The organism is Actinokineospora baliensis (genome assembly GCF_016907695.1).
Lineage (GTDB): Bacteria > Actinomycetota > Actinomycetes > Mycobacteriales > Pseudonocardiaceae > Actinokineospora > Actinokineospora baliensis.
This window is the reverse complement of record NZ_JAFBCK010000001.1, coordinates 1,969,476-1,993,371: the sequence shown is the minus strand read 5'-3', so window position 1 is coordinate 1,993,371 and position 23,896 is coordinate 1,969,476. Positions and strand designations below refer to the sequence as shown.

The 23,896-nt window shown below is 69.9% G+C and carries 19 protein-coding genes; 15 read left to right on the top strand and 4 right to left on the bottom strand.

Going from position 1 to position 23,896, the window contains the following annotated elements; all coding sequences use genetic code 11:
• The first annotated feature begins 115 nt into the window (after positions 1-115).
• Positions 116-736 carry a hypothetical protein gene (locus tag JOD54_RS09440; protein ID WP_204450161.1) on the top strand — a complete coding sequence of 207 codons (621 nt, stop codon included), beginning with the start codon at positions 116-118 and terminating at the stop codon, positions 734-736.
• A 36-nt stretch (positions 737-772) separates the two neighbouring features.
• Here JOD54_RS09440 and JOD54_RS09435 read toward each other — a convergent pair whose 3' ends face one another.
• Both JOD54_RS09435 and JOD54_RS09430 read right to left on the bottom strand, forming a co-directional pair.
• Entirely contained in the window at positions 773-1,984 is a 1,212-nt protein-coding gene (locus JOD54_RS09435; RefSeq protein WP_204450160.1) for an amidohydrolase, read from the bottom strand.
• 91 nt (positions 1,985-2,075) lie between these two features.
• Positions 2,076-2,960, bottom strand: a complete 885-nt coding sequence (locus tag JOD54_RS09430; RefSeq protein WP_204450159.1) for an aldose 1-epimerase family protein — start codon at positions 2,958-2,960, stop codon at positions 2,076-2,078.
• Between the two features lie 64 nt (positions 2,961-3,024).
• On the opposite strand from JOD54_RS09430, the gene JOD54_RS09425 reads away from it, so the two are divergent.
• Entirely contained in the window at positions 3,025-3,588 is a 564-nt protein-coding gene (locus tag JOD54_RS09425; RefSeq protein ID WP_204450158.1) for a TetR/AcrR family transcriptional regulator, read from the top strand.
• A gap of 2 nt (positions 3,589-3,590) precedes the next feature.
• The gene (locus JOD54_RS09420) at positions 3,591-4,415 is read left to right on the top strand and encodes an MBL fold metallo-hydrolase (RefSeq protein ID WP_204450157.1); all 825 of its coding nucleotides are present in this window, start codon (positions 3,591-3,593) and stop codon (positions 4,413-4,415) included.
• On the opposite strand, the gene JOD54_RS09415 is transcribed toward JOD54_RS09420, so the two are convergent.
• On the bottom strand, positions 4,405-5,766 hold the full coding sequence (locus JOD54_RS09415) for an APC family permease (protein WP_204450156.1): 1,362 nt from the start codon (positions 5,764-5,766) through the stop codon (positions 4,405-4,407). The genes JOD54_RS09420 and JOD54_RS09415 overlap by 11 nt on opposite strands.
• Positions 5,767-5,912: 146 nt before the next feature.
• Here JOD54_RS09415 and fxsT point away from each other — a divergent pair, with 146 nt between their 5' ends.
• The gene (gene fxsT, locus JOD54_RS09410) at positions 5,913-8,075 is read left to right on the top strand and encodes an FxSxx-COOH system tetratricopeptide repeat protein (protein ID WP_204450155.1); all 2,163 of its coding nucleotides are present in this window, start codon (positions 5,913-5,915) and stop codon (positions 8,073-8,075) included.
• 208 nt (positions 8,076-8,283) lie between these two features.
• On the opposite strand, the gene JOD54_RS09405 is transcribed toward fxsT, so the two are convergent.
• Entirely contained in the window at positions 8,284-9,432 is a 1,149-nt protein-coding gene (locus tag JOD54_RS09405) for a citrate synthase 2 (protein ID WP_204450154.1), read from the bottom strand.
• A gap of 309 nt (positions 9,433-9,741) precedes the next feature.
• Here JOD54_RS09405 and pdxH point away from each other — a divergent pair, with 309 nt between their 5' ends.
• The 11 genes from pdxH (at position 9,742) to JOD54_RS09350 (ending at position 23,891) form a co-directional block, all read left to right on the top strand.
• On the top strand, positions 9,742-10,401 hold the full coding sequence (pdxH, locus tag JOD54_RS09400) for a pyridoxamine 5'-phosphate oxidase (RefSeq protein ID WP_204450153.1): 660 nt from the start codon (positions 9,742-9,744) through the stop codon (positions 10,399-10,401).
• A gap of 54 nt (positions 10,402-10,455) precedes the next feature.
• Positions 10,456-11,802 carry an MFS transporter gene (locus tag JOD54_RS09395; protein ID WP_204450152.1) on the top strand — a complete coding sequence of 449 codons (1,347 nt, stop codon included), beginning with the start codon at positions 10,456-10,458 and terminating at the stop codon, positions 11,800-11,802.
• An 85-nt stretch (positions 11,803-11,887) separates the two neighbouring features.
• Positions 11,888-12,721, top strand: coding sequence for an ABC transporter ATP-binding protein (locus JOD54_RS09390; protein ID WP_204450151.1), 834 nt, complete (start codon positions 11,888-11,890; stop codon positions 12,719-12,721).
• On the top strand, positions 12,718-13,578 hold the full coding sequence (locus JOD54_RS09385; protein WP_204450150.1) for an ABC transporter permease: 861 nt from the start codon (positions 12,718-12,720) through the stop codon (positions 13,576-13,578). Before JOD54_RS09390 ends, JOD54_RS09385 begins: the two co-directional genes overlap by 4 nt.
• The gene (locus JOD54_RS09380; protein ID WP_307859911.1) at positions 13,554-14,759 is read left to right on the top strand and encodes a sensor histidine kinase; all 1,206 of its coding nucleotides are present in this window, start codon (positions 13,554-13,556) and stop codon (positions 14,757-14,759) included. The genes JOD54_RS09385 and JOD54_RS09380 overlap by 25 nt, the downstream gene beginning before the upstream one ends.
• 140 nt (positions 14,760-14,899) lie before the next feature.
• Positions 14,900-15,520 carry a response regulator gene (locus JOD54_RS09375; protein ID WP_204456174.1) on the top strand — a complete coding sequence of 207 codons (621 nt, stop codon included), beginning with the start codon at positions 14,900-14,902 and terminating at the stop codon, positions 15,518-15,520.
• A gap of 22 nt (positions 15,521-15,542) precedes the next feature.
• Positions 15,543-16,904, top strand: a complete 1,362-nt coding sequence (locus JOD54_RS09370; RefSeq protein ID WP_204450149.1) for a serine hydrolase domain-containing protein — start codon at positions 15,543-15,545, stop codon at positions 16,902-16,904.
• Positions 16,905-16,989: 85 nt separating this feature from the next.
• Positions 16,990-18,123, top strand: a complete 1,134-nt coding sequence (serC, locus tag JOD54_RS09365; RefSeq protein ID WP_204450148.1) for a phosphoserine transaminase — start codon at positions 16,990-16,992, stop codon at positions 18,121-18,123.
• 257 nt (positions 18,124-18,380) lie between these two features.
• The gene (gene sepH / locus JOD54_RS09360) at positions 18,381-19,376 is read left to right on the top strand and encodes a septation protein SepH (RefSeq protein ID WP_204450147.1); all 996 of its coding nucleotides are present in this window, start codon (positions 18,381-18,383) and stop codon (positions 19,374-19,376) included.
• A 922-nt stretch (positions 19,377-20,298) separates the two neighbouring features.
• Entirely contained in the window at positions 20,299-22,062 is a 1,764-nt protein-coding gene (locus JOD54_RS09355) for an ABC transporter ATP-binding protein (protein WP_204450146.1), read from the top strand.
• On the top strand, positions 22,059-23,891 hold the full coding sequence (locus JOD54_RS09350) for an ABC transporter ATP-binding protein (protein ID WP_204450145.1): 1,833 nt from the start codon (positions 22,059-22,061) through the stop codon (positions 23,889-23,891). Before JOD54_RS09355 ends, JOD54_RS09350 begins: the two co-directional genes overlap by 4 nt.
• Positions 23,892-23,896 lie beyond the last annotated feature (5 nt).

The window sequence follows — 23,896 nt, the reverse complement described above, 5'->3', positions numbered from 1 at the left end:
CGTCCGGTGGGAAAACGGCGAAAACCCGCGCGGATCACCCCATCACGCTTTACCGTCTGCGGACGATTCCCCCTCAGTGGGGAACCGCAGCCGACCGCGTGGACGAGGGTGATCGATGAGCCAGCCGATCCTTGCCGAGCACGTCGCGGACATCCTCGCCCGGCTGGTGACCCACCGCGTCGACGGCGCGGACCGGCGCGCGGCCGACACCCTGCTCGACGCGGTCGTCGGCAGGCTGCGCCGGATCCGGCGCGCCTCGGCGTTCGAGGTGTTCGAGGCCGACCCGAACGCCCCCGCGCACCGGCGCACCCTGGTCGACCTGCTCAACCACGAGTTCGCCACCGATGTCGGGTTCCGCGACGCGGTGGCCTCGCTCGCGGCGGCAGCCGGGGCACCCCCGGTGCCGGAGAAGGTCGCACCGAGGGACCCGAGGCCGTCCAAGCGGGTGCTGATCGGGGCGGGCGCCGCGGTGGCGGCGATCGCGCTGGTGCTCGGCGGCCGGGCGCTGTTCCTGGCCCTGGCCGAAGAAGCGGAACTGGACGGCACCACGCCGTGCCGCACATTCTGGGCGCTGCAAGAACCGGAGCAGCGCGATTTACTGGCCCGCGCCTATGAAAAGCGCGGCGAAACGCGGCGCGCCGACGAGCCGTATATCGTGGCGCGCACCCTCTACGCTTGTGGACAAAACCCGGAAAGCACGGTCGACGACATCCTCTCCGCGTCGGCGATGCCGTGATACCGGCCACCGCGCGGTGGCCGGTACCCGCGCGGACTACCCCTGGTAGTACGGGTTCTCGGTCTCGCCGAGCCCGGTCGCCTCGTTGAACGCGTAGACCTGGCGGCCGTTGACGAACACCCGGGTCGCCCGGCTCATCACGTCGAGCGGATCGCCCGACCAGATCACGACATCGGCGTCGAGGCCGGGCTTGAGGGCGCCGACCCGGTCGCCGAGCCCCATCATCTCCGCCGGGTTCACCGTGATGGACCGCAGTCCGGTCTCGGCGTCCAGGCCCTCCTTGACCGCCAGGGTGACCTGGTGCACCAGGAAGTTGATCGGCACGACCGGGTGGTCGGTGGTGATCGCGATCCGCACGCCTGCGCGGGCGAGGATGCCCGGGTTGCGCAGGGTCCGCTGGCGCAGCTCGACCTTCACCCGGCTGGTGAACAGCGGGCCGATGACCACGGGAACGTCCCGCTCGGCGATCAGGTCGGCCAGCAGGTGCGCCTCGGTGCCGTGGTTGAGCACCAACTGGTAGCCGAACTCGTCGGCCAGCCGCAGCGCGGTGGCGATGTCGTCGGCGCGGTGCGCGTGCTGGCACCAGGGCAGCTCGCCGTCGAGCACCTTGGCTAGTGCCTCGTTGGTGAGGTCGCGCTCGAAGGGCTGGCCCTCGGCGCGGGCGTGGTCGCGGCGGGCCCGGTAGTCCTGCGCCTTGGTCAGCGCCTCGCGGATGATCGCGGCGACACCGAGTCTGGTCGAGGGCATGACCTTCTTGTCGCCGTAGACCCGCTTGGGGTTCTCGCCGAGCGCGCTCTTCATCGACACCGGGTCGCGCAGCAGCATCTCGTCGACCGTGCGGCCCCAGACCTTCACCGCGACCGTCTGGCCGCCGATGACGTTACCCGAGCCGGGCTTGATCACCACGGTGGTGACACCGCCAGCGAGCGCGTCGCGGAACGCCTCGTCGGCCGGGTTGATGGCGTCGATCGCCTTGACCCTGGCCGTGTTCGGGTCGGTCATCTCGTTGGTGTCCTGGCCAGCCCAGCCCTCGGCCTCCTCGTGCACGCCGAGGTGGCCGTGCGCCTCGACGAAACCGGGCAGCACCCAGGACCCGGACGCGTCGACGACCTCGGTGCCGTCGGGGATCTCGACCTCGTGCGGCGACCCGACCGCGAGGATCTTCCCGTTCTCGAACAGGACCGTGCCACCCTCGATCGGGGGACCTTCTACCGGGACGACATACCCACCAGTGACCGCGATTCTCACGCCGCGAACCCTATCCGCGGGATAGGTACTCGGCTTGGTGAACACAGTCCAGTTTTGGGGCGGGCGGGTGGGTCCAAGGTAAGGGCGACGGTCAGCGGGTCTTCGCCATCGGTGTAATGCCCCAGGACGCGGTCCACTGCCGGCCGGGGTCGACGGTGAGCAGGTCCACGCCCGAGTTCAGCGCGTCCGGCGGGCAGGTCATGGGTTCGACGGCGATCGCGCCGCCTTCGCGGCCCGGGAACGAGTCCGGCGTGTAGACCTGCACCCAGCGGAACACCGGGTCGGCCCACAGGTCGACGCCGCCGCCGGGGCCGCGCAGGGTGTGGTGGACCAGGCCGTCGTCACCGGGTTCGCAGCCGCCGAAGGCGTCGTCGAGGGTGACTTCCCGGACCAGGCGGGCGAAGCGGGCGATCGGGGTCGGCGGGCCGGACGGGACCATGCGCTCCGGGTCGAGCGGGAGGTGGGTGGTGGCGGCGAGGGTGAGCACGCAGTCGTCGACCTCGGCGCGGCCGGGGCGCGGGTACGGGTGGGCGCCGACGCCGAAGGGCATGGGTTCGGTGCCCAGGTTGGTGACGCCGTGGGTGACGGTGAGGCCGTCGGCGCTGACGGCGTAGGTCATGGTGGCGCGGAAGGGGAAGGGCCAGCCGGGGCGGCCGTCGATGGTGACCGCGAGGGTGGCGGAGGCGTCCGAGGTCTCGACGACGTCCCAGGTCTCGCGGCGGACCAGGCCGTGGCTGGCGTTGCCGCGCGCGGGTTCGGTGACGTCGAGTTCGAGCACCTGGCCGCCGTGGGTCCACTTCGCACCGGCGACCCGGTTGGGCCAAGGCACCAGGATCGCGCCGGAGCCCATCGGCGCGGGCTCGCCCGCGGGGAATGTCTCCAGGTAGGGGACGCCGTCGACCTCGAAGGCGCGCAGGGTGGCACCGGTCGTGGTGATGGCCGCGGTGGTGGCGCCGGAGCTGATCTGGATCTCCATGACGCGAGCCTACGGCGGATCGGCGGTCCTGGCTTTTTGTAGACCGGTCTGTATAGTAACCGTCATGCCCCGTCGAACCGACACCCGCGACCGCACGCTGCGCACCGCGGTCGACCTCTTCCGCGCCCGCGGCTACCACGGCACCGGCATGAACCAGGTGATCAGCGAGGGCAAGCTGCCCAAGGGATCCCTGTACTTCCACTTCCCCGAGGGCAAGGAACAACTGGCAGCGGAAGCGGTGGAGCTGGCCGCGGCCGAGGTGTGCGGCTGGGTGGACGTCGCGTTCAGCCAGACGCCGAACCCGGCCACCGCGCTGTCGGTGATCACCGAGACGCTGGCGGCGGGCCTGGTCGACTCCGACTACCGGCTCGGCTGTCCTATTGGTACGGTCGCGCACGACGCAGGCGACTCGGAGCGCGTCCGCGAGGCCTGCGCGGCCGCGTTCTCCTCGTGGCACGCCACGATCAGCGGGCACCTCGCGCGACACGGACTGTCCGAACCGGACTCATTGGCCACAGCGGTGTTGGCCGCACTCGAAGGCGCGCAACTCGTCGCCCGCAGCCAGCGGGACGTCGCCCCGCTGCACACGGTCGCCACGATGCTCGCGCCGCTGTTGAAAGGAGCATGACCATGCGGGTTCACCACTTGGACTGCGGTTCGATGCACCCGCCGGGCGGCGGGTTCGTCGACGGCGCGCCGGGGCTGCTGCGGTTCGCGCACATGGTGTGCCACGTGCTGCTGGTGGAGTCCGACGACGGCCTTGTGCTGGTGGACACCGGTTTCGGGGTGCGAGACCTCACCACGCCCAAGGCCACCCTGCCCGGCCCGTTCGTGGCCCTGGTGCGGCCGGAGTTCGACGTGGCGCAGGCGGCGGTGCGCCAGGTCGCCGCGCTCGGGTACAACCCGGCCGATGTGCGGCACATCATCCTGACCCACCTGGACCTCGACCACGCGGGCGGTCTGGTCGACTTCCCGGACGCGCGGGTGCACGTCCACGGACCGGAGCTGCGTGCGGCCCTCACGCCCGCGACCTCAGCCGAGCGGCAGCGCTACCGGAAGGCGCACTGGGCGCACGGGCCGAAGTGGGAGGTGCACGAGAGCGGCGGCGGGGACCGGTGGATGGGCCTGGAGTCCGTGCGCGGGTTGACGGGCCTGTCTGACGACTTCCGGTTGGTGCCGCTGGCCGGCCACACCCGCGGCCACGTCGGCGTCGCGGTGCACTCCGACGACGGCTGGCTGCTGCACGCCGGTGACTCCTACTTCAACGCCGCCGAGATGGCGCCGACGCCGTCGTGCCCGCCGGGGTTGCGCGTGTTCCAGTCGTTGATGCAGGTGGAGGGCAAGGCCCGCAAGGCCAACCAGGAGCGCCTGCGGACCATGCTCCGCTCCCACCGCGACGAGGTGAAGATCTTCTCGGCGCACGACGCGGCGGAACTCGCCCCGTTCACGCGCTAAGCTTCTCCGCGTCGACCTCGACCCGGCCGTGCGCGAACCGGTTGAGCAGCCACAGGACGACACCGACGCCGAGCAGGATCGCGGCGATCCCGTACTCGCGCGCGGGGCGCCCCGACAGCGGGCTGGCCAGGTAGGCGCAGGTGATGGCGCCGATGACCGGCAGCGCTGTCGGGGCGCGAAAGTGCTCGTGGTCGACCTTGTCCTTGCGCAGCACCAGAACCGCGATGTTGACCACGGTGAACACGATGAGCAGCAGTAGCGACGTGGTGCCACCGAGCAGGTTGATGTCCACAGTGGCCACCAGAACGACCGCGATCACACTGGTGAACACAATGGACACCCAGGGCGTGCGGCGCAGCGGGTGCACGGCGCCGAACACCTTCGGGATGATCTTCTCGTTGGCCATGCCGTAGACGAGCCGACTCGCCATCAGCATGTTGATCAGCGCCGAGTTGATGACCGCGAGCAGCCCGATGAGCGCGAACACCCACAGCGGAAAGCCAGGTGCGCCAACGGAAAGCACCTTGAGCAACGCGTCGCTCTTGGCGCCCGCGAGGTCGTGCGCGGGCACCAGCAGCGACGACGTGACCGCCACGAGCACGTAGATCACCGCAGCGATGCCCATGCCGATGAGCATGGCCCGAGGGAAGATCTTGACCGGCTCGCGGCACTCCTCGGCCATGTTCACCGAGTCCTCGAAGCCGACCATCGCGAAGAAGGCCAGCGCGGTCGCGGAGCTGATGGCGATGAGCGGGCTCTGCCCGGTGGTGTCGATCTCGACGAGCCTGCCCGGGTCACCCTGCCCCGACCCGATGGCGTAGACGCCGACCACGATGATGATGAGCAACCCGGACAGCTCGATCGCGGTCAGCACCACGTTGGCCCACAAGGATTCCGCGACCCCGCGGAAGTTCACCGCGGCCAGCAGCACGATGAACGCGACCGCGATCCACACGGTCGGCACGACCAGCGAGTCCCCCATCAGCTTCTTGAGGTAGGTGTTGCCGAACGCCTGCGCGGCGGAGGCGGCCGAGGTGATGCCGGACGACATCACCGCGAAGGCGACCATGAAGGTCAAGAACTGGATCTTGAACGCCCGGTTGGCGTACAGCGCGGCCCCCGCCGCCCTCGGGTACTTGCCGACCAGCTCCAGGTAGCTGAACGCGGTCAGGAAGGCCACGGCGAACGCCAGCAGGAACGGCAACCACAGCGCACCCCCGATCTTGCCCGCGACCGTCCCGGTGAGCGCGTAAACCCCCGTCCCGATGATGTCCCCGACGACGAACAGCAGCAACAGCCCGGGCCCGATGACCCGCTTCAACTCGGGCTGCGCACTCTCCTGGGTGGTCATGCCCGCTCACGTTTCCTCAGGTGGGGAGTTCGAAACATCAGACCTCTCGGCGGTAACCCGTACGGGATGATGTCCCCATGAGCGACAACCGACTGACCGGCGACGTGTCGGGGGCGGCCGCACAGATCGGGGCGGTGTACGGGCCGGTGACGGTGGGCGGCGGTCCGCCGAAGCGGCTGCCGTTCCGGTCCGGCGGAGTGCCGCCGGTGGTGCGGGACTTCCAGCCCCGGTCGGTTCCCGAGCTGGAATCGCTGGTCAGCGGCGGTGTCGTGCTGTCGGGCCTGGGGGGTGTCGGCAAGACCCAGGCAGCCGCCGAGTACGCCCGACGGCAGTGGTCAGTGGACCTGGTCGGATGGGTCACCGCTTCGACCCAGACCAGCGTGGTCAGCGGCCTGGCTGCTTTGGGCCGCGTGGTGTCCGACGCTGGAGATGATGAGGACGCGGCCCGCCAGTTCCTGACCTGGTGCACCACCCATTCGTGGTTAGTCGTGTTCGACGACGTAGCGGATCCGGGCGAGTTGGCGGGGCTGTGGCCGCAGGGTCCGGATGGGCGGTTGGTGGTCACCACGCGGCGGAACGAGCCGTGGGCGTTGGCGTCGGATACCAGTGAGCTGGCACAGGTGGGGGTGTTCACGGCTTCGGAGTCGCACGCTTACCTGCGTGGGGTGTTGGGGGAGGTAGAGGGGATCCCGGAGTTGGCTGCGCTGCTCGGGTACCTGCCGCTGGCGATCAGCCAGGCTGCGGCGTACGTGAAGCGGACCCCCGGCATGGACTGCTTCAAGTACGCGGCCAAGTGGCAGCGGAGTTCCCTCACGAAGATGTTCCCGGCCTGGGCTGGCGTCGACGGTCGGCGCGACACTGTGGCGACCACATGGGGGATCTCCATTGAGGCCGCCGACCTCCTGGAACCGGCCGGTCTGGCCCGGCCGATGCTCGCGGTGATGTCGTTGCTGGATCCCAACGGCATTCCGTTGTCGGTGCTCACCTCGGAGCCGGTCTTGGACTACCTGTCTTCTGGTTGCTCCCAGGAGGTGGAGGAAGACGATGCGGCAGAAGCGCTGGCGAACCTAAGTCGACTGAACCTGATCGCCTTCGACGCAGATCAGGTCTATGTGCACTCGTTGGTGCAGAAGGTAACCCGGGACCAACTATCCGGCGACCGACTTCCCGTATTGAGCCACGTAGCCGCAGATGCGCTGAGGCGCGCCTGGCCAGAAGTAGAACGGGACACCGCTCTTGGGGCAATGTTGAGATTCAACGCTGGTGTTCTAGCGGGCCACGCTGGCGCACATCTCTGGCACCCAGATTGTCATTCCATGCTTTTCCGCGCAGGCACCAGCCTTGGCGAAGCTGGACAGGTACACGCAGCAGTCACCTACCACCACGCGTTTCTTGCCTCCGCGAATCGACACCTCGGACCCGACCATCCCGACACACTCCGCACCCGCAGCAACCTCGCCCACTGGACCGGCCATAACGGCGACGCTGCAGCAGCAAAACAGGCCTACACCCAACTACTCGAAGACCAACTCCGCACCCTCGGACCCGACCACCCCAACACACTCATCACCCGCAACAACCTCGCCCACTGGACCGGCGAAACCGGTGAGCCATCGACAGCAGCACAGGAATACACCCAACTTCTAGCCGACCGAATCCGCATCCTCGGACCCGACCACCCCGACACACTCCGCACCCGCAGCAACCTCGCCCACTGGACCGGCGAAACCGGCGACGCCGCAGCAGCAAAACAGGCCTACACCCAACTACTCGAAGACCAACTCCGCACCCTCGGACCCGACCACCCCAACACACTCATCACCCGCAACAACCTCGCCCGCTGGACCGGCCAAACCGGCGACGCCGCAGCAGCAAAACAGGCCTACACCCAACTACTCGAAGACCAACTCCGCACCCTCGGACCCGACCACCCCGACACACTCACCACCCGCAACAACCTCGCCCACTCGACCGGCGAAACCGGTGAGCCATCGACAGCAGCACAGGAATACACCCAACTTCTAGCCGACCGAATCCGCATCCTCGGACCCGACCACCCCGACACACTCCGCACCCGCAGCAATCTGGCCGAATGGATCGGCGAAGCAGGCGAACCCGCAGCAGCAGCTCACGCACATGCCGAACTCCTGGTCGACACGATCCGGGTACTCGGGGTCGACCACCCCGACACTGAGATGACTCGCAAGGCGATCGCCCGGTGGCGACAGAAGGCCGGGCTCGGCGACACGGAAGAAGCGGAAGACCGTTCTGCTGCTGCGGATTCCGGCAACCATGATCAGCCCGAGTAGTGATGTCGTGGGCATGAGCACGGCGAGACCGGCGGTGCCACCAGCGGACGCGGTTCGTGCTGGAGTACTGGTAGCGGCGAAGATGTTGCCGCGCAAGTGTTGGGCGACAAGACCTGCTGAAGAAATGATCAGTCTGATGTGGATGGTCGGCCAGTAGACATGAGAAAGGTGGGCCCGCGAAGCGCGGACCCACCTTCCGAAGCGAGACTCAGGCGATCAGAGACCAGCCCTCGACGTCCTCCGGCTTGCGGGGGGCGGGGCCGATGTACTTGGCGGCGGGGCGGACCAGGCGGCCGGTGCGCTTCTGTTCCATGACGTGGGCGCACCAGCCTGCGGTCCTGGCGCAGGTGAACATGGCGGGCATCATGTGCGGCGGTACCTGGGCGAAGTCCAGGATCACGGCCGCCCAGAACTCGACGTTGGTTTCGATCGCGCGGTCGGGGCGGCGTTCGCGCAGTTCGGCCAACGCGGCCTGTTCCAGGGCCGCGGCCACCTCGTAGCGCTCGGCGCCGAGGGCCTTGCACGTGCGGCGGAGGACTCGGGCGCGGGGGTCTTCGGCTCGGTAGACCCGGTGGCCGAAGCCCATCAGGCGTTCCTTGCGGTCCAGGATCCCGCGCACCACGCCCGCAGCGTCGCCGGTGCGCTCGACCTCGGCGATCATCGGGAGCACCCGGGCGGGCGCGCCGCCGTGCAGGGGGCCGGACATCGCGCCGATGGCGCCGGAGAGGGAGGCGGCCACGTCGGCGCCGGTGGAGGCGATGACCCTGGCGGTGAAGGTGGAGGCGTTGAGGCCGTGTTCGGCGGCCGAGACCCAGTAGGCGTCGACGGCGGCGACGTGGGCGGGGTCGGGTTCGCCGCGCCAGCGGGTCATGAAGCGCTCGGTGATGGTGCCGCACTCGTCGATGCGGCGCTGCGGCACGGCGGGCTGGTGGATGCCGCGCGCGGACTGGGCCACATAGGACAGCGCCATGACCGAGGCGCGGGCCAACTGCTCGCGGGCCTCGTCGTCGGAGATGTCGAGCAGCGGGCGGTAGCCCCAGATGGGGGCGAGCATGGCGAGACCGGCCTGCACGTCCACCCGGACGTCACCGGAGTGCACGGGCAGCGGGAAGGGCTCGGCGGGCGGCAGGCCGGAGCCGAAGCGGCCGTCGACCAACAGGGCCCAGACGTCGCCGAAGGTGACGCGGCCGACGAGGTCTTCGATGTCCACCCCGCGGTAGCGCAACGCACCCCCGTCGCGGTCGGGCTCGGCGATCTCGGTGCGGAACGCGACGACGCCTTCCAACCCCGGTCGGAACCCGTCGTCCGGTTCGGCGACCGGTGAGCTCTGCTGGATGTCCTGCACCGCGTTGTGCATGTGCCTCGCCTTTCACGCCATGTCCACGACGGGTCTCGCGGGTTTCGCGTCGGCAGCGGCACTTTCGAGGCAGATCGCCCACGCCGGGCACCACCGCACGGCTTTTCGCACACGATGCTCCTGCCGCCGGGGGTTAGCAATCGTTCACCCCGGTGTCTTCGGTCACGATCCAGTGAAACGATCCAGATTGTCGGTGGACTCCATTGCGCTCTCCCGGGTGTCGGCTGTCACCGTGCGGGCGGTTTCCGTTCACCTGGATTCCCCGTACCGTCAAGTGGCCCCCACGCCCTCGGTGAGGAGAGATGCGGTATGGCTGACGGCGAGATCGTCTTGGACCTTCCGACCATGCGGGTGTCCTACGAGCACGGCGACCTGCATGAGAGCGACCTCGCCGCGACCTGGCACGACCAGCTGCAGATCTGGCTCGACGAGGCCAAGAGCGCCGGTCTCGCCGAGCCCAACGCCATGGTGCTGGCCACCGCGGGCGCCGACGGCTACCCGTCGTCGCGGACCGTCCTGGCCAAGGGCCTCGACGCGCGGGGGCTGGTCTTCTTCACCAACTACACCTCGGCCAAGAGCCACGACCTGATGGCGACCAGGGCCGCCTCAGCGACCTTCCCCTGGTACGGGCTGCACCGGCAGGCGACCGTGCGCGGGACCGTGGAGAAGGTGAGCCAGGCCGAGACCGCCGCGTACTGGGCCAAGCGCCCGCGCGGGTCGCAACTGGGGGCGTGGGCCTCGCCGCAGTCGATCGTGGTGAGCGGGCGCAACACGCTGGAGTCGGCACTGGCCAATGTGGAGCGCCAGTTCGCCGACGCGGAGACGGTGCCGGTACCGCCGCACTGGGGTGGCTGGCGGATCCAGCCGGAGGTCGTGGAGTTCTGGCAGGGGCGCCGGGACCGGATGCACGACCGGCTGCGGTTCAAGCTCGGCCGCGACGGCTGGAAGGTCGAGCGGCTCGGCCCGTGAGGCCGTGGTAAATCACAGGCAGACAGGTCCTTAGCAAGCCTAAGCTAACGACTCGTGAGCACCGAGACCCCGAGCAGTACCGAGCCGCCGCGCGGACGGGTCCGCGGCCTGCTCGGCAAGGTCGTCATCGACACCCGGCCGCTGCGCATCCGCGACTACCGCAGGCTGTGGGTGTCCACCGTGGTCACCGCGGTGGGCAGCCAGCTCACGGCGGTCGCGGTGCCCAAGCAGGTGTACGACCTGACCGGGTCCTCCGGCTACGTCGGCCTGACCGGCGCGGTCGGGCTGGTCCCGCTGCTGGTGTTCGGCCTGTGGGGCGGGGCGATCGCCGACGCCATCGACCGGCGCAAGGTCATGCTCTACAGCAACCTGGGCGTCGCGGTGACCTCCGGGCTGCTGTGGCTGCAGGCGTTCACCGGCCTCAAGTCGGTCGCCGTGGTGCTGGTGCTGCTCGGGTTGCAGCAGGCGTTCGTCGCGGTGAACATGCCCGCGCGCAGCGCCGCCGTCGCCAGGGTCGTGCCGCCTGAGCTGCTGCCGCCTGCCAACGCGCTCAGCTTCACCACGTTCACCTTCGGCATGGTGTTCGGGCCGCTGATGGCCGGGGCGCTGATCCCGGTGCTCGGTCTGTCCACTTTGTACCTGATCGACACCGTGGCGCTGTTCGTGGCGTTCACCTCGGTGTGGTTCCTGCCGCCGATCGCGCCGGGCGCCGGGTCCTCGCGCACGGCGGGGCTGCGCGACATCGCCGACGGGTTCCGCTACCTGTCGCTCAAGAAGCTGCTGCTGGTGTCCTTCCTCGTCGACATCATCGCGATGGTGGCCGGGATGCCGCGCGCGCTGTTCCCGGAGATGGCCGAGCGCACCTTCGGCGACCCGCCCGGCGGCGGGGTCGCGCTGGGCTGGCTGTACGCGGCGATCCCGATCGGGTCGGCGGTGTTCGGCCTGTTCTCCGGGGCCTTCGCGCGCATCCGCAGGCAGGGCGCGGTGATCACGATGTCGATCATCGGCTGGGGCCTGGCGATGGCCGCGTTCGGGCTGACCGGCTCGCTCACGCTGGCGGTGGTCTTCCTGGCCATCGGCGGCGGGGCCGACCTGATCAGCGCCGTGCACCGCAGCTCCATGCTGCAGACCGAGGCGACCGACGAGATGCGCGGCCGGATGCAGGGCGTGTTCACCGTGGTGGTGGCCGGTGGGCCGCGCATCGCCGACCTGGCGCACGGCTGGGGCGCGGCGGCGTTCGGCACCGCGGCGGCGGCGACGGTCGGCGGGCTGCTGGTCATCGTGCTGACCGTGGCTACGGTCGCCTGGGTGCCCTCGTTCTGGCGGTTCCGGTTCGAGCCCAAGCCCGAGCCCGAGCCCGCTGAGACCAGCACGTCACCGGCGGCGAACACCCAGTCGTAGGACACCGGGTCCACCGTTCGGTGGACACCCGGGTTCAACTGCTCGATCGTCGTGCGCGCGCCCAGGTCAGCGCAGCATTACTGGCATGAACGCGATCGAAGTGCGCGGATTGCGCAAGAGCTACGGCGCCAACCACGCCGTCGCCGGGGTCGACCTGGCGGTCGGCGAGGGCGAGGTGTTCGCCCTGCTGGGCCCCAACGGGGCGGGCAAGACCACGACGACGGAGATCCTGGAGGGCTACCGGGACCGCGACGGCGGCGAGGTGGCGGTGCTCGGGGTCGACCCGGCCGCCGCGGGCAGGCGGTGGCGCGCCGACATCGGGATCGTCCTGCAGACCGCCACCGACGCGGCCGACCTGACCGTGCGGGAGACGATCGGCCAGTTCGCCGGCTACTACCCGGACCCGCGCGGCGTCGAGGAGGTCATCGACGTGTGCGGGCTGACCGCCAAGGCGGGCGCGCGGATCAGCTCGCTCTCCGGTGGGCAGCGGCGCCGGGTGGACGTGGCGCTGGGCATCATCGGCCGCCCCCGGCTGCTGTTCCTGGACGAGCCGACCACCGGCTTCGACCCCGAGGTGCGCAGGCAGTTCTGGGACCTGGTCCGGTCGCTGGCGAACGAGGGCACCACGATCCTGCTCACCACCCACTACCTGGACGAGGCGGAGGCCTTGGCGGACCGGCTGGCCGTGATCGCCGCGGGCCGGATCGTGGCCGAGGGGACGCCGCGCACGGTCGGCGGCCGCGACCGGGCACCGGCGACGGTGTCCTGGGTGGACGCGGGCGGCCCGCACGAGCTGCGCACCACCGACCCGGTGCGCGCGGTGACCGAGCTCGCCGCCCGCGGCCGGGTCAGCGAGCTGCAGGTGCGCCAACCCAGCCTGGAGGACGTCTACCTGGACCTGATCGGAGCGAAGGCATGACCACCACGACCCAGGGTGCCGCCCGCCGGGCGATCCCGTCCCGCCCGCAGGCCCCGCTGCCCTCGACGCTGAGCAACGGCCTGGCCAGGGGTGCCGCGGAGCTCAAGATGTTCTTCCGCTCCAAGGAAGCGGTGATCTTCACCTTCTCCTTCCCCGCGTTCGTGCTGCTGCTGCTCGGGTCCATCTTCGACACCGGCGAGGACATGCCCGGCGGGGCGTCGATGAGCCAGGTCTTCGCGGCGAGCATGATCGCCTACGGCATCCTCAACACCGCGTTCACCAGCGTGGGCGTCGGCATCGCGGCCGACCGCGAGGACGGCACCCTCAAGCGCCTGCGCGGCACGCCGATCACCGCGAGCGCGTACTTCATCGGCAAGATCATCCTGGTCGCGGTGGCCACCCTGGCCGAGGTCGCGCTGCTGCTGGCCGTCGGCGTGGTCGTGTTCGACCTGCAGCTGCCCACCGACCCGGCGAAGTGGCTGACGCTGGCCTGGATCCTGCTGCTGTCGGTCGTGGCCTGCACCCTGGTCGGGATCGCCGCGAGCGGGTTGGCGAAATCCGGCAAGAACGCCGCGACCGTGCTCAACCTCCCGGTGATCGCACTGCAGTTCACCTCGGGCGTCTTCGTCGCCATAAGCTCGCTGCCGGAGGCCATGGTCAAGGTGGCGGCGTTCTTCCCGGTCCGCTGGATGGGGCAGGGCTTCCGCTCGGTGTTCCTGCCGGACGGCATGGCCGCGGGAGAGGTGGCGGGATCGTGGGAACTGCCGGTGGTGGCGCTGGTGCTGGGCGCGTGGTGCGTGGTCGGCCTGGTGCTGTGCCTGGCGACGTTCCGGTGGACCGAGCGCAAGGCGGGCTGAGCGCGGTGAGCGCGGCGCGGGAGGCGGAGGCCTCCATCAAGAACTACTGGACCTGGGACCTGTACTTCGCCATCGGGTACGTGTTCGTCACGGTGCTGGTCCTGCTCTCCCGCGTCCCGCTCAACGACCGGATCGCCGCCGTGCTCGCCATGGCGGCGCTCGCGGTGTTCTACGCCTGCTACGGCAGGCGGCACGCGATCCTGCGGGAGCGCCGCACGCACACCGCCGTGTTCGCCGTTGGCGCGACGGCGCTGTTCCTGACCGCCGTCTGGTTCGTCGGCAACAGCACCTACCTGCTGTTCGTCATGTGCCCGTTGATCTTCATGGCGCTGCCGCTGCCGATCTCGGCGCCGCTGGTGGTGCTGCTCAACATCGTGCCGCCGGTACTGGGCAGCCTGCACGACGGGTCGATGGAGGGCTGGTACGCGCAGCTGCCGACCTCCTTCCTCGGGGTGGCGCTGTCACTGTTGATCGGGACCTACGTGCACCGGGTGGTGGCGCAGAGCCACGAGCGGGCCGCGTTGATCACCGAACTGGAGGCCAGCCGAGCCAGGGTCGCGGCACTGTCGCACGAGGCGGGCGTGGCCCAGGAACGGGCCAGGCTGGCAGGCGAGATCCACGACACGCTCGCCCAGGGGTTCACCAGCATCGTGACCCTCGTACAAGCCGCCGAGTCCGAAGTGGACCGCGACAGCGCGAAAGTGCGGCACGCACTGGACTTGGCCGCGCGCACCGCGCGGGAGAACCTCGCCGAGGCACGGGCCCTGGTCGCCGCGCTCACACCGAGCGCCTTAGACGAGGCGACGCTGACCGAAGCCCTGCAACGCCTGGTCGAACGACACAGCGCCGAGACCGGAGTGGACACCACCTTCCACACGGTCGGCGATCCGTCGGGGCTGCCGACCGGGGTTGAGGTGGTGCTGCTGCGCGCGGCCCAGGAGGCCCTGGCGAACGTCGGCAAACACGCTGGCGCCTCGTCGGTGACCGTGGACCTGTGCCACGCGCCGACCGGGGTCACGCTGACAGTGACCGACGACGGGGTCGGGTTCGACCCGGCCGCTCCGGCGCGCGGCTACGGTTTGCGGGGGATGCGGGCGCGGGCGGAACAGGTGGCGGGAACGGTGGATGTCCGCAGCGCTGTGGGCCGGGGGACGACGGTGACGGTGGAGGTGCCGACGTGATCAGCACCGTGCTGAACGCCTGCCCGGTGGTCCGTGAGGGACAGTGGGGATGCTCGGATCTGCGGGTCGCCGGGCCCAGCGAAGTGGGTCGGCACCTCAGCCCGCGGCCCGGCCGGAGGGGGTTGATCGTGGAGGTTGGCGTGATCAGCATCGTGCTGGTGGATGACCACCCGGTGGTCCGGGAAGGACTGCGGGGGATGCTCGAGGCCGAGCCGGATCTGCGGGTCGTCGGCGAGGCCGGGTCCGGGGATGAGGCGGTCGCGGTGGTGGCGGCGCTGGCGCCGGATGTGGTGTTGATGGATCTGCGGATGCCGGGGCTCGACGGGGTGGGGGCCACCGCGCGGATCGTGGGGGGTGGGGCGGCCAGCAAGGTCGTGGTGCTCACGACCTACGAGACCGACTCGGACATCCTGCGCGCGGTCGAAGCGGGCGCTTCGGGCTATTTGCTGAAAGACGCCTCCCGTGCGGAATTGGCCGGTGCGGTTCGGGCGGCGAACCGGGGCGAGACGGTTCTCGCACCCTCCGTAGCCGGAAGATTGGTCCGACAGGTTCGTCAACCCGCCAAACAGGCGCTTTCCGGTAGGGAGATCGAGGTACTCGGATTGGTGGCAAAAGGCCGTACCAACGCCGAGATCGGGGCATCCCTGCACATCAGCGAGGCAACGGTGAAAACCCACCTGTTGCGTGCATTCACGAAACTCGACGTATCCGACCGCACGGCGGCGGTCACGACGGCCATGGCCCGAGGCTTATTGGGTTGAGTTATGACGCACAATTTCCTTCATGCTGCACACCACTGAGAACGCGCTGCTGCGCCGGATCGCGGTCGAACAGGCCGAGAGCCGGGCGCCATCGCTCGTGGCGGCCGTCGTCCGGGGCAACGAGCTCGGCTGGACCGGCGCGCGGGGCAAGGTCGACGGGACGACCCCCACGACCGAGACCCAGTACCGAATCGGGTCGATCACCAAGAGCTTCGTCGCCGCGCTCGTCATGCGCCTGCGCGACGAGGGCAGGCTCGACCTCAACGACCCGCTGGACAAGCACGTGCCGGGCACCGCGATCGGCGCGGTCACCATCGCCCAGCTGCTCGCGCACACCAGCGGCCTGACCTCGGAGTCGCCGGGCACCTGGTGGGAGCGCGCGGAGGGCGCCGACTTCGCCGCGCTCGACAAGAGCCTGGCCACCGACGCGCTGCGGCACCGGCCCGGCGCCCGGTTCCACTACAGCAACGTCGGCTACGGCGTGCTCGGCGAGCTGGTCGCCCGGCTGCGCGGGGCGAGCTGGCTGCAGGTGCTGGAGGCCGAGATCCTCAAGCCGCTGGAGCTCAACCGGACCACGCCGCACCCGGTGACCCCGGCGGCGACCGGCTGGGCCGTGCACCCCTACGCCGACGTGCTGATGTACGAGCCGACCCCGGACGCGGTGGCGATGGCGCCCGCCGGACAGCTCTGGTGCAGCGTGCTGGACCTGGCGCGGTGGAACCGGTTCGTCGGCGGCGACACCGGCGACGTGCTCAACCCCGACACCGTCGCCGAGATGCGCGAACCGGCGCACATCGACGACGACGCGCACTGGGCGTCGGCCTACGGCCTGGGCCTGCAGGTGCTGAAGATCAACGGCCGCAGGCTGGTCGGCCACGGCGGGTCGATGCCCGGCTTCCTGGCGATGAACCTGGTCGACCCGAAGACCGGCACCGGCGGGGTGATCATGGCCAACTCGACCGGCGGGGTGAACATCGGCGGGGTGGCCGCGGACCTGATCGAGCTGACCGAGCAGCACGAGCCCGCGCTGCCCGGCGAGTGGGAGCCGATGGGCGAGGCCGACCCGGTCCTGCTGGCGCTGACCGGTCAGTGGCACTGGGGTCCGACCCCGTACGTGCTCAAGCTGCTGCCCGACAGCTGGGTCAGCCTGACGCCGGTGAGCGGGCGCGGGCGGCAGTCCCGGTTCCGCCCGGACGGCCAGGACTGCTGGACCGGCCTCGACGGGTACTACTCGGGCGAGACGCTGCGCGCGCACCGCGACACGACCGGCGCGGTGACCCACCTGGACCTCGCGACGTTCGTCTTCACACGCGAGCCGTACGGTGTACCTGAATCGATCCCAGGTGGGGTCGACGAGCGGGGTTGGCGCACCGCCGGGAGCTGACGGGTGCCAGACTGGGGACGCACGCCCCGCCAACGCCGCCGGTGTCGTCCCCAGTCACCCCTCCCGGAGAAAGGCGCCCCACGACATGACGCAGACCGCCGATCCGAGCACGCTGGAACTGCCCGCCGCCCTCAAGCCCTCCGACGGCCGCTTCGGTTGTGGACCGTCCAAGGTGCGGGCCGAGCAGGTCGCCGCGCTGGCCGGACCGGGTGCCGCGCTGCTGGGCACCTCGCACCGGCAGAAGCCGGTCAAGTCCCTGGTCGGCCGGGTCCGCTCTGGTCTGCGCGAGCTGTTCTCGCTACCCGAGGGCTACGAGGTCATGCTCGGCAACGGCGGAACCACCGCGTTCTGGGACGCCGCTGCGTTCGGCCTGGTGCGCTCGCGCGCGCAGCTGTTCACCTACGGCGAGTTCTCCGCGAAGTTCGCCACGGTGAACAAGAAGGCCCCGTTCCTCGAAGACCCGATCGTGGTCACGGCCGAGCCGGGCAGCGCGCCGGAGATCGCCTACCAGGCGGGCGCCGACCTCGTGGGCTGGGCGCACAACGAGACCTCGACCGGTGTCGCGGTACCGGTGGTCCGGCCAGCCGGGTCCGAGGGCGCACTGGTGGCGATCGACGCGACCTCGGGTGCCGGCGGCCTGCCGGTGCGCGCCGAGGACTTCGACGTGTACTACTTCGCGCCGCAGAAGTCGTTCGCCGCTGAGGGCGGGCTGTGGCTGGCGCTGGTGAGCCCGGCGGCGGTGGAGCGGATCAACGAGATCGGCGCGTCGGACCGGTGGGTGCCGGAGTTCCTGTCGCTGCCGACCGCGCTGGACAACTCGCTCAAGGACCAGACCTACAACACGCCCGCGATCTCCACGCTGGTCCTGCTCGCCGAGCAGCTCGACTGGATGAACGGCAACGGCGGTCTGGAGTGGACTGTCGCGCGCACGAAGGACTCCTCGGACCGGCTGTACTCGTGGGCGGAGAAGACGGCCTACACCTCGCCGTTCGTCGCCGACCCGGCGCACCGCTCCCAGGTCGTCGGCACGATCGACTTCAGCGACGACGTGGACGCGGCCGCGGTGGCCAAGGCGCTGCGCGCGAACGGCATCGTCGACGTGGAGCCCTACCGCAAGCTGGGCCGCAACCAGCTGCGGGTGGCGATGTTCCCGGCCATCGAGCCGTCGGACGTGACCGCGCTGACCGGCGCGATTGACTGGATCGTCGAGCGACTTTGATCGCGGTGGCGGGTGCGTTCTCCGTGAACGCACCCGCTGCGTAATCGTTCGCTTCGGCAGCGTCACTTTCGAGGGTCCACATTTGCGCGAATGGGTGAACGCTGTACCAACTCGGTCGCGCGCGGTGCGGTGGATACGGCAAGATCACGGTCAGATGTCACGGGGATCGCGGCGCGCCTAGCGCGTTTCGCGGCACCGCCGATCTACCGTGGGACGCTGGCGAGTGAAGTCCGCTCAGGTCGCAGGGGAGGTTCGCGATGCGCGCGCTGCGGGTCGTCGGGCTCTCGGATGACGGCAAGACCGTCATCTGCGAGGACCCGGCACGTGGCGAGCGCTTCACGCTCCCCGCCGACGAGCGCCTGCGCGCGGCCGCGCGCGGTGACGTCACCCGACTCGGCCAGATCGAGATCGAGCTGGAGAGCCAGATGCGTCCTCGGGAGATCCAGACCCGCATCCGCGCGGGTGAGTCCGTCGAGCAGGTGAGCGAGGCAGCGGGCATCCCCGCGCACAAGGTGGAGCGCTTCGCCTACCCGGTGCTGCTGGAGCGCTCGCGCACCGCGGAACTCGCGCAACGGGCGCACCCGGTGCGCGAGGACGGGCCGGACCTGCAAACCCTCGGCGAGGTCGTCGCGCACGCCTTCGGCCTGCGCGGCCAGGACTACGCGGCCGCGGCCTGGGACTCGTGGCGCGGCGAGGACGGCAAGTGGGTGGTCCAGCTGTCGTGGACCGCGGGCCGCTCCCTCAACCGCGCCCACTGGTCCTTCCACCCCGGCGCCCACGGCGGCACGGTGTCGCCGATGGACGAACACGCGCACGACCTGCTCGACCCGCAGCCCAACCGGCCCCTGCGCACGGTGCGGCCGGTGACGGAACTGGCCCAGGCGGCGCTGAACCTGGAGCAGCCGCGGGCGGTGGAGGTCGCGGAGGCCGAGCCGGACCCGGAGCTGGACGCGGCGGTGTTCGCACCGCCGGTAGCGCCGGTGCCCGCGCCTGCGCCCGCGCCGGTCGTTGAGGAGCCGGACTTCGTGGCGGACTTCGAGCTGACCCCGGAGCCGGAGGTCGAGGTAGAGGTCGAAGACCTGGAGACGGCAGCGGACGAGCCGGTGGCGGAGGTCCCCGAGCAGGACGCCCTGATCGAGGAACCCGCCCGCAAACCAGAACCCGCCCGACGCCCCACCAAGGCGAAAAAGGCCCGCCCCATCGTCCCGTCGTGGGAAGACGTGCTCCTGGGCACCCGCTCCAACCGCGGCTAACCCCGCCACAGCAGTCCGCCAGAGCGGTGCACCCCAGCACGGGGTGCACCACTCTCGCATGTGCACTGAAGAGCGGTGCTCCACTTCGAGAGCACTGCTCTCTCGTGAGCCCGCCAGCAACAAAGAGCAGCGCTCTCGCTTTAGGACACCACCACGGCCGCAGCCACCTGGCGTCGAGAGCACCGCCCGCAAACGAGAACACCGCTCTCCCATGGGCCCGCCAGCAACAAAGAGCAGCGCTCTCCAGCGCGAGCAGTGCTCTCGCCTCGGACATCGCCTCGGCGATGAGCACCCGCGTCGCGCGCACTGCTCGCAAACGAGAGCACCGCTCTCACTTCGGAGCGCCCTCAGCCTTGCGACCACCACCCACAAGCAAGAGCGCCGCTCATAGGCGAGAGCAGTGCTCTCTCGCGAGCTTGCCAGCGGCAGAGAGCAGTGCTCTCCTTTGCGAGCAGCGCTCTCACCTAGGGCGAGCCTCAGCGCGGCAGCGGTCCCAGCCCGCTCGCGGCCGTGACCGCTCGGCATCGAGAGCGATGCCCGGTGTCGCAAGCGTCGCTCGCGGGCGAGAGCAGCGCTCTCTGGCGAGTCCGCAGGCGGAGGAGAGCACTGCACCCTGTTGTGAGCAGTGCTCTCTCTTTAGAGCACTGCTCAACTTTGACCCCTACCTGGTGTTGCGACCGCCCGGTGTCGCGAGCGCCGCTCGCAAGCGAGAGCAGTGCTCTCTGGCGGATGCCCAGGCAAGGGAGAGCGGTGCTCTCGTTTCGGAGCAGTGCTCAATGTGGCCGTCTGTGTCGCGAGCACTGCCCACAAAGGAGAGCGGTGCTCTCTTTTGGGAGCGGTGCTCTCAACAGAGAGCGGCGGGAAACTCGGGTGCTCGGGGGGCTTCTGGTCGCTACCGTCGGGCGCGACTTTGGGGGGCGGGATGGACCAGACATCGACTTTGGGGGCGCTGCGCAGGCTGCTCCCCTATCTCAAACCGGTCCGGGGCAGGCTTGTCCTGGCCGGGGCGGCTGTGCTGTGTTCCATGATCTGCGGGCTGACGATCCCGCTGGTCCTCCAGCAGATCCTCGACGGGCCCATTGCGCGCAAGGAGACCGGGCCGCTCCCGCTGCTGATCATCGCGGTGGCGGTGCTCGGCGTGGTCGAAGCGCTGATGTTCTACGTGCGGCGCAAGCTCGTCGCCGGGCCGTGCACGTTGGTTGAGGCTCGGATGCGGGCCGACCTCTTCAGCCACCTGCAGCGGTTGCCGATCTCCTTCCACGACCGATGGCAGTCGGGCCAGCTCCTCTCGCGGGCGGTCGGCGACCTGGCCACGTTGCGCCGGTTCATCGCGTTCGCGGGGATCTTCCTGGTCGTGAACGTCCTGACCCTGGTCATGGGGCTGGTCCTGCTGTTCTTCCTGGCGCCGGTGCTCGGCGTGATCACGCTGATCTGCGCGGCCCCGCTGGTGTTCATCTCGACGCAGTACGAGTCGAAGTACGCGGGTTTGACCCGGCGGTCGCAGGACCAGGTGGGGGACCTGGCGACCGTCGTCGAGGAGTCGGTGCTCGGGATCCGGGTGCTCAAGGCGTTCGGCCGCGGCCCGCACCTGGCGAAGCGGTTCGCCAGGCAGGCCAGGGAGCTGCGCACGACCGAGCTGGCCAAGATGCGACTGCTGGCACTGCTCTGGGGCGCGATCATCCTGCTGCCCGAGTTGGGCATCTCCGCCCAACTGCTGTTCGGCTCGCTCGGGGTCGCGGACGGTTCGCTGACCGTCGGCACATTGGTCGCGGGCGTCACCGTGGCGACCTACCTGCGCTGGCCGACCGATTCGATCGGCTGGTTGCTGGCCGAGACGAACCAGGCCGCGACGGCGGCTGCGCGGTACTGGGAGGTGCGCGACGCCGAGGTGACCATCACCGATCCGGTGCGGCCCAAGGACTTGCCTGCCGATGGTGTTGGCGCGGTTCGGTTCGAAGGGGTTCGGTTCGCCCACCAGGGAAGCGATCGGGAGATCTTGTCCGGTGTGGACATCGACCTGCGGCCGGGCGAAACGGTGGCGCTCGTCGGTGCGACCGGGTCCGGCAAGTCGACCTTGACGATGCTGGTTCCCCGCTTGGCCGACATCACCGGCGGTCGGGTCACCGTTGACGGCGTTGACGTGCGGGACCTGCGGTTGGCGGACCTGCGTTCGGTGGTCGCGATGGCGTTCGAGGACCCGGTGCTGTTCTCGGCCAGTGTGCGGGAGAACGTCGCGCTCGGTGCCGAGGGGGTCACCGACGAGCAGGTGCGCGAGGCGTTGCGGGTGGCGCAGGCGGAGGAGTTCGTGGACCGGTTGCCGTGGGGGCTCGACACCCGGATCGGCGAGGAGGGCCTGTCGCTGTCCGGCGGGCAACGGCAGCGCTTGGCCCTCGCGCGCGCGGTGGTCGGCAAGCCGAAGGTGCTGGTGCTCGACGACCCGTTGTCGGCGTTGGACGTGCACACCGAGGCGGAGGTGGAACGGGCCCTGCGCAGCGTGCTGTCGGACGTCACCGCGCTGGTCGTGGCGCACCGGCCCAGCACGGTACGGCTCGCGGACCGGGTCGCGCTGCTCGACGGGGGTCGGATCGTGGCGATCGGCACGCACGAGCAGCTGCTCAAGACCAGCGCCGCCTACCGCGATCAACTATCCACTCTGGACGATGAGCCCGCTGAGGTGGCGTCGTGAGTACGGTTTCGGACGAGCAGTGGCGCGGGGTCGCCGCCGAGGACACCGAGGACATCGACCGGCAGGTCGGGCTCAAGCTCAAGCGCCGGTCGCGGGCACTGCTCGGCACCTTGCTGCGACCGCACCTGCGCTGGGCCGTCGCCGGGCTGGTCCTGGTCCTCTTGGAGAACGCGGCCCGGCTGGCCGGGCCGCTGCTGATCGCGGTGGTGATCGACACCGGCATCCCGAACGCGATCCGCGGCGACCTGACCGTGGTGGCGTGGTGCGTGGTCGCGTACGCGGCGTGCAGTGTCGCCTCGGCGGGACTGTGGGCGACGTTCCTCAACCTCTCCGGTCGCATCGGGCAGGACCTGGTGCTCGACCTGCGCCAGCGGATGTTCCGGCACTCGCAGCGGTTGTCGTTGTCCTTCCACGAGTCCTACACCTCCGGCAAGGTGATCTCGCGGCAGACCAGCGACATCGACTCGTTCACCGAGCTGCTCGAAGGCGGCATCGACGACCTGCTGACCTCCGCGCTGTCCATTGTGGGTATCACGATCCTGTTGCTGACGCTCGATCTCGACCTCGCCGCGCTGACACTGGCCACCGCGCTGCCGCTGTTCTTCGTGACCCGCTGGTTCCTGCGCACCTCCAACCAGGCGTACCGGGGCGTCAGCGGTCGGACGGCGACGGTGATCGTGCACTACGTCGAGACCATGAACGGCATGCGCGCGGTGCAGGCGTACCGGCGCGAGGGCCGCAACCGGTCCATCATGGACGGTTTGAACACCCGGCTGCGCTCGGCGGCGCGCGACTCGCTCGACGTGGTCGCGACGTTCACCATGTCGGTGCGCATGGTCGGCAACCTGTCGCTGGCGATCGTGTTGGCATTCGGTGCTTTCCGGGTCGCTGACGGGACGCTGGAGCTGGGTGTGCTGACCGCGTTCACCCTGTACCTGCGCCGGTTCTACGAGCCGCTCGACGACATCGCGATGTTCGCCAACTCGTACTCGTCGGCGATCGCCGCACTGGAGAAGATCTCCGGACTTCTCGAAGAGGAGCCGGACGTCCCCGAGCCGCAGCGGCCGACACCGCTGCCGCGCCACTACGGCGGCCTGCCGATCGAGTTCCGGGACACCGAGTTCCGGTACCGACCGGACACCCCGGTCGTGCTGCCGCCACTGGACTTGACGATCCCGGCGGGGCAGACGGTCGCGCTGGTCGGCCCGACCGGAGCGGGCAAGTCGACGATCGCGAAGCTCGTGGCGCGCTTCTACGACCCGACCGGCGGCACGGTCCGGCTCGCGGGCGTCGACGTCCGCGATGTGTCCGATGTGGAGCTGCGCGGATCGGTTGTGATGGTGACGCAGGAGAACTTCCTGTTCTCCGGGTCGGTCGCGGACAACATCCTGCTGGGCAAACCGGGGGCGACCCGCGCCGAGGTCGAGTCGGCCGCTCGCGCGGTGGGCGCGCACGAGTTCATCACCGCGCTGCCGGAGGGCTACGACACCGACGTCCGCAAGCGCGGCGGCAGGCTCTCGGCAGGTCAGCGCCAGGTGATCGCCTTCGCCCGCGCGTTCCTCGCCGACCCGGCCGTGCTGGTGCTGGACGAGGCGACCTCGAGCCTCGACCTGCCAACGGAACGCGTGGTGCAGCGGGCGTTGGAGTCGGTGCTCGCCGACCGGACGGCGCTGATCATCGCGCACCGGCTGTCCACGGTGCTGATCGCCGACCGGGTCTTGGTGGTCACCGATGGCCGGGTCACCGAGGACGGCCACCCCCAGGAGCTGATCTGCGGGGACGGCCACTTCGCCGCGCTGCACACCGCCTGGCGCGACTCGCTCGCCTGAGCCGG